At 73.9% G+C, this 5,294-nt stretch carries 4 protein-coding genes; 1 reads left to right on the top strand and 3 read right to left on the bottom strand.

Annotated elements, in window-relative coordinates; all coding sequences use genetic code 11:
* Window positions 1-5: 5 nt before the first annotated feature.
* On the top strand, window positions 6-974 hold the full coding sequence (locus J0670_RS29145; protein WP_207814688.1) for a phosphotransferase: 969 nt from the start codon (window positions 6-8) through the stop codon (window positions 972-974).
* A 9-nt stretch (window positions 975-983) separates the two neighbouring features.
* Here the strand turns inward: J0670_RS29145 and J0670_RS29150 are convergent, their stop codons facing one another.
* The 3 genes from J0670_RS29150 to J0670_RS29160 all read right to left on the bottom strand — a co-directional run bounded on the left by J0670_RS29150 (window position 984) and on the right by J0670_RS29160 (window position 5,190).
* A complete protein-coding gene (locus tag J0670_RS29150; RefSeq protein ID WP_207814685.1) occupies window positions 984-2,762 on the bottom strand; it encodes a protein kinase in 1,779 nt (592 codons plus the stop codon).
* Between the two features lie 113 nt (window positions 2,763-2,875).
* A complete protein-coding gene (locus tag J0670_RS29155) occupies window positions 2,876-4,285 on the bottom strand; it encodes a protein kinase (protein WP_207814686.1) in 1,410 nt (469 codons plus the stop codon).
* Between the two features lie 293 nt (window positions 4,286-4,578).
* Window positions 4,579-5,190 (bottom strand): bacterial proteasome activator family protein, encoded by a 612-nt coding sequence (locus tag J0670_RS29160; protein ID WP_207814687.1) that lies wholly within the window; start codon window positions 5,188-5,190, stop codon window positions 4,579-4,581.
* Window positions 5,191-5,294: the final 104 nt, after the last annotated feature.

The following is a 5,294-nucleotide window of genomic DNA, read 5'->3' on the forward strand; positions in this document are numbered from 1 at the left end:
GGCGGCTGCTGACCGCCGAACCGGTCGCCGAGGGCCTGCTCAACCGGGGCTACCGGGTCACCACCGAGGCCGGCGCGTACTTCCTGAAGTGCTACGTCGACGCCGCCACCGCCAACCGTCCGAAGATCCTCGCCCACCACCGCGCGATGGCCGACCTGCACGCCCTGGGACTTCCCGTCGCACCCCCGCTGACCTGCGCCGAACGCACCGGCACGGTGGCCGGCCTGGACGGTCGGCTGTTCGCGCTGTTCCCCTGGGTCGACGGCCGGCACCGGCACGGCACCGAGCTCGAACCGTCGCGGTGCGACGCGCTCGGCACGCTGCTCGGCCGACTGCACGGCGCACTCGACGAGGTCTGCGCCCCCCTCGACCAGCCCGCCGGATACCAGAGCGCCGACCCGTTCGACAGCCGCGAACTCGCCCGTGACCTGCGGCGCCGCGCCCGCGAGCACCGCCCGTACGACGAACTGGACGAGCTGGCCGTACAACGGCTCACCGAACGGCTGGATCTGCTCGCTGAACACGCCCGGTGCCGCCCTGCCCCGAGCACGGCCCCGCCCACCGGCTGGACCCACGGGGACTTCCACGGCCTCAACCTGCTGTACGCCGACGGGCCCGACGGCGGCCCGGTCGCGGCCGTGCTGGACTGGGACAAGCTCGGCCCGCAGCCGCGCGCCGAGGAGGCCGTCCGCGCCGCCACCCTGCTCTTCAACGACCGCACCACCGGCGCCCTCGACCTGGTCCGGGTCCGCCGCTACTCCCAGTCCTACCGGGCCTCCGGCGCGGCCACCGCCGAGCACCTGGCCGCCGCCGTCCACCGGGTCTGGTGGGAGCGGCTGAACGACTTCTGGATGCTGCAGTGGCGCTACCAGCGGGGCGACCACCGGGCCGACCCGCTCTACCCCGCCTCGGCGGGCCAGTTGGCGTGGTGGTGCCAGGAGTACGAGCAGGTCCTGGACGCCTTCGCCAACTGATCCCGTCCGTCAGCCGCCCGTGCCCGTGCCGGGGCCCGGGGGCGGCGGCGTGACGCCGCCCCCGCCGGTGGGCTTCCCGGTCTGCGCCGGGCTGGTGGGCGTGTTGTTGCCACCGCCCGCCGGGTTCGTCGCCGTCGCCCCCGAGGTCGGCCCGCCGGTCCCCGTCGGAGCGGCCGTCGTGGCGTGGGTGCCGGTCGGCGTCGGGGTCGGCGTCGGGGTGGTCGGCGTGTGCTTGCCGGTGTTCGGCGACGGCGACATGTTGTTGTTGCCGCCGCCGGTACCGCCGTAGTTGCCGGTGTCGGTCGGCTGCTGCGGCCGCTTGCTGCCGGGAAGCGTCGGCTGCGAGCTCTGCTGGCCGGTCTGGGCCGGGGTGGTCGGCTCGGTGCTGGTGACCGCCGGCGGGGGTGTCGTGGGCGTGTTCGTCACCGTCTTGTCGTCGGTGCTGCCGCTGACCGCGATCGCGATGCCGACCCCGGCCGCGACCAGCACGGCGACCACACCGGCCACCCAGCCCCACGGTCCGCGCCGGCCGCCGCCGTCCTCGTCGTCACCGTCGTGCTCGCCACCGCCGCCGTACGGGCCGGCGGTCCCCTGGTAGGGCGCGGCGGGGTGCGTGCCGCCGCCCGACGGCGAGTACGGCAGCACCGAGGTCTGGTCGCCCGCGCCGACCGCGCCGAAGGCCTGGGTGGCCGCCGCCTGGTCGGGCCGGAGCACCTGGGTGGCCCCGGTGTCGCCCGGCAGTCCGCCGGGCGCGGCACCCGCGGCCCAGGCCCCGGCCGCGCCGTGCATCTCGCGCAGCGCGTGCTGCACGTGGGCGCGGAACTCGTCGGCGTCCTGGAAGCGGTCGTCCGGGTTCTTGGCCAGCGAGCGCAGCACCAGCGGGTCCAGCCCGGCGGGCACCCGGCTGTTGGCCTGCGAGGGCGGTACCGGCGGGTCCTGGACGTGCTGGTAGACCACCGAGAGCGGGGTGTCACCGGTGAACGGCGGGCGCAGCGCGAGCAGCTCGTAGAGCATGCAGCCGGCCGCGTACAGGTCGGAGCGGTGGTCGACCGCCTTGCCGAGGGCCTGCTCGGGCGAGAGGTACTGCGGGGTGCCCATGACCATGCCGGTCTGGGTCATCGTGGTGGCCCCGCCGGTCAGCGCCCGGGCGATGCCGAAGTCCATCACCTTGACGGCGCCGTCGTTGGTGATGATCACGTTGGCGGGCTTGATGTCGCGGTGGACGATCCCGTTCCGGTGGCTGTAGGCGAGCGCCTCCAGCACCCCGGCGATGATGATCAGCGCCTGGTCGACCGGCGGCGCCTCCTCGTCCACCAGCAGTTCGCGGACGGTCCGGCCCTCGACCAGCTCCATCACGATGTACGGCGTGGACTCGTCCCCGACGTACTCCTCGCCGGTGTCGTAGACCGCGACGATGGAGTGGTGGTTGAGCGCCGCGACGGCGTGTGCCTCGCGGGTGAACCGCAGCCGGGCGACGTCGTCCTGGGCCAGCTCGCCGCGCAGCAGCTTGACCGCGACGGTGCGGCCCAGCCGCACGTCCTCGGCGGCGAACACCTCGGCCATGCCGCCGCGGCCGAGCCGGTGGGTCAGCCGGTAGCGGCCGTCGCCGACCGTGCCCAGCGGCAGGGCGGTGCCGCGGCCGGGGGTCTGCGGTCCGCCCGTCCGTCCGACCGGCGGCAGCGCGGAGGTCGCGGCTTCACTGCCCGGCTCGGGGATCCTCGGCGCACCGCCGGTCCGTCCGACCGCTCGGGCACCCACCTCGTCGTCCGGCTGCTGCGTCTGTGCCATCGCTCCTCGCCCCGGGCGTTCGCTCGGAATCGCGGTGCCCTGTCGCTTACGTATCCCCGAACGCTACCGCCTCCAGGACGTGCCCGTGGCACCCCCCAACCGGCCGGAAACCGTCAGAGCAGGCCATTCCGGTCGGCCGACGGGCCCACGACCAGCACCGCGGCCGGCGGCGCAGAGTGGCCGATCTTGCCCTTGGTCTTGTCCTGGGCCTTGTTGACCACGATCGCGATGATGATGCCGGCCAGCACCAGCACACCGACGATGATCACGACCACGACCACGGCCGTGGAACAGCCGCCGGCCTGCTTCGGCTGCTGGTACGGCGGCATCGGCTGCGGCGCCGTGGGGTGCATCGGCTGCGGGAAGGGCCGCGGGGTCTGCGGGGCCTGCGGGTGCGGCGCCTGGTACGCGGGCGGGGGCGTGCGGTACTGCGGCTGCTGCCCCTGGACGTACTGCGGCTGCGGCGCCTGCGGGTGCGGCGTCTGGTAGGCCGGCGGCGGGGTCCGGTACTGCGGCTGCTGCCCCTGGAGGTACTGCGGCTGCGGGGTCTGCGGAGCCTGCGGCGCGGCGTGCACCGAGCGCGGGCCCTCGTTGATCACCAGCGGGGTGCTGGCCTGGAGCTGGTGCCCGCTGCCGCCGCCCTTCAGCTCCGCGATCAGCCGCTCCGCCTCGTCCCGCATCGCGGCCGCGCTCTGGAAGCGGTGCGCCGGGTCCTTGCGCAGCGCCCGGGCCACGAAGGCGTCCACCGCCGGGGTGATCGAACGGTTGAGGCCGGAGGGCGCCGGAGGCTCCTCCTGGACGTGCTTGTAGGCGATCGAGAAGGCCGAGTCGCCGTCGAAGACCAGCTGACCGGTGAGCATCTCGAAGAGCATCACGCCGACCGAGTACAGGTCGGAGCGGGCGTCCACCGGCTTGCCGAGCGCCTGCTCGGGCGAGAGGTACTGCGGGGTGCCGACCACCATGCCGGTCTGCGTCATCGAGGTGACGCCGGATTCCAGCGCCCGGGCGATGCCGAAGTCCATGACCTTGACATTGCCCTTGCGGTCGAACATCACGTTGCCGGGCTTGATGTCGCGGTGCACCAGGCCCATGTCGTGCGAGGCCTCCAGCGCGTTCAGCACCCCGACGATGACCCGCAGGGCCTCCTCGGTCGGCATCGCGCCGTACTGGGCGACCCCCTCGTTGATCGCCTCGCGCAGGCCCTTGCCGTCGATCAGCTGCATGACGATGTACGGCGTGCCGGAGCCGTCCGGGGCGACGTCCTCGCCGCTGTCGTACACCGTGACGATGTTCGGGTGCTCCAGCCGGGCCACCGCCTGGGCCTCGCGGCGGAACCGCTCCTTGAACGAGTCGTCCCGGCCCAGCTCGCTGTGCATGCTCTTCAGCGCGACCTGCCGGCCCAGCACGCTGTCGTACGCGAGGTGCACGGAGGCCATGCCGCCCTCGCCCAGCAGCCGCTGCAGCACATAGCGGCCGTTGCCCAGGGAGGAGCCCTCGACCGCCGCGTTGCCGTGCTCGCTCATGGTCCTCTGCTCCCCCTCGGCGCGGCCGTGCTGCCGCAGCCGTGACGTTCGGTCTCGTCGGTGCGTGGTGGGCCCGGCCCGCCGGCCTGGCGGACCCCTGTCGCGGCGGCACACCGGCCGACGACAGGGGTCAGGGTATCGGCTCCCGCCGACGGTGATCGGTCCAGGGGCGATCGTGGCCCCGGGCCCGCAACGCCGTCGCGCGGCGGTGCGGGCCGGGGCGGATCGTCATGGTGCGTCCGGTCCCGCGCCACTCCGAAGAACCTGTCCGGAGGGCGGACCACGGGTACGGCCTACAGGTACGGACCGGAACGGATGCCGCGGCCGTGGCCCGGCTCCTCCTCGTCCGGCTCCCCGCCGTGCAGCCCGGGCGGCAGCGCGCGCCGCATCTGCTCCAGCTGCGCCCGCGCGGCCATCTGCTGGGCGAACAGGGCGGTCTGGATGCCGTGGAAGAGGCCCTCCAGCCAACCCACCAGCTGGGCCTGGGCGATCCGCAGCTCGGCCTCGGTCGGAATGGTGTCCTCGGTGAACGGCAGCGACAGCCGCTCCAGCTCGGCGACCAGCTCCGGCGCCAGTCCGAGCTCCAGCTCCTTGATCGAGCTGGCGTGGATGTCCTTCAGCCGGGCCCGGCTGGCCTCGTCGAGGGGCGCCGCCCGGACCTCCTCCAGCAGCTGCTTGATCATGCTGCCGATGCGCATGACCTTGGCGGGCTGCTCGACCATCTCGGTCACCGGCAGCTCACGCGGCACGTCGCCCTCGTCGCCCTCCCCGGCCGCCCCGGCGAACCCCTGGCCCACGGGCAGCCCGTCCGGTCCGACGATCAGCACCTTCTGGCCGTCCTGCGACTGCCCGCCGGCGGCCCAGAGGGGCTCCTGCGACGAGCGCTCGTTCATCGGATTCGTCATGAACAACATTCTCTCTCACTGGGGTTGGTCGGGCGGAAGCCCCCGTTCGTCCCGCCGTCCTGCGCCACCCGTGACGACGGTACGCTCCCGCGCGCCGCCCGGGA

Origin of the sequence: Streptomyces sp. FH025, assembly GCF_017427025.1 — a bacterium.
Taxonomy (GTDB): Bacteria; Actinomycetota; Actinomycetes; order Streptomycetales; family Streptomycetaceae; genus Kitasatospora.

Bases quoted from the DNA above. Each gene is read 5' to 3' on its own strand.
- J0670_RS29150 (WP_207814685.1), bottom strand. From the start codon at position 2,762: ATGGCACAGACGCAGCAGCCGGACGACGAGGTGGGTGCCCGAGCGGTC.
- J0670_RS29155 (WP_207814686.1), bottom strand. From the start codon at position 4,285: ATGAGCGAGCACGGCAACGCGGCGGTCGAGGGCTCCTCCCTGGGCAAC.
- J0670_RS29160 (WP_207814687.1), bottom strand. From the start codon at position 5,190: ATGACGAATCCGATGAACGAGCGCTCGTCGCAGGAGCCCCTCTGGGCC.